This is a genomic window from Methylobacterium sp. A54F, assembly GCF_053346035.1.
Genome location: NZ_JBKFBF010000178.1, coordinates 1 through 292, shown reverse-complemented (window position 1 = coordinate 292; position 292 = coordinate 1). Strand labels below are relative to the sequence as shown.

General features: G+C 74.7%; 1 protein-coding gene. It reads right to left on the bottom strand.

Translation table 11 applies throughout. The annotated features are described in order from the left end of the window. Positions 1 to 292 (bottom strand): transketolase C-terminal domain-containing protein (locus ACLBXP_RS25860; RefSeq protein WP_447670654.1); only part of this gene is annotated, 292 nt, incomplete at both ends.

Sequence of the window (292 nt, the reverse complement as noted above, 5' to 3'; positions counted from 1 at the left end):
CGCCTCGGCTCGCCAGCAGATGCAGAACCATCGCACCGAAGCCCCCCGTCGAGCCCTCCTCCAGCGTCACCAGGACCTCGTGGCTGCCCGCAAGATCCAGCACCAGATCCGCGTCCAGCGGCTTGGCGAACCGCGCGTCCGCCACCGTCACGCCGACCCCCGACACCTCCAGCTGGTCGGCCGCCTTCAGGGCCTCCCCGAGCCGCGTGCCCAGCGACAGAAGCGCCACACGCGCCCCCTCCGGACGCCGGACCACCCGGCCCCGCCCGATCGGCAGGGGCTCGCCCCGCTC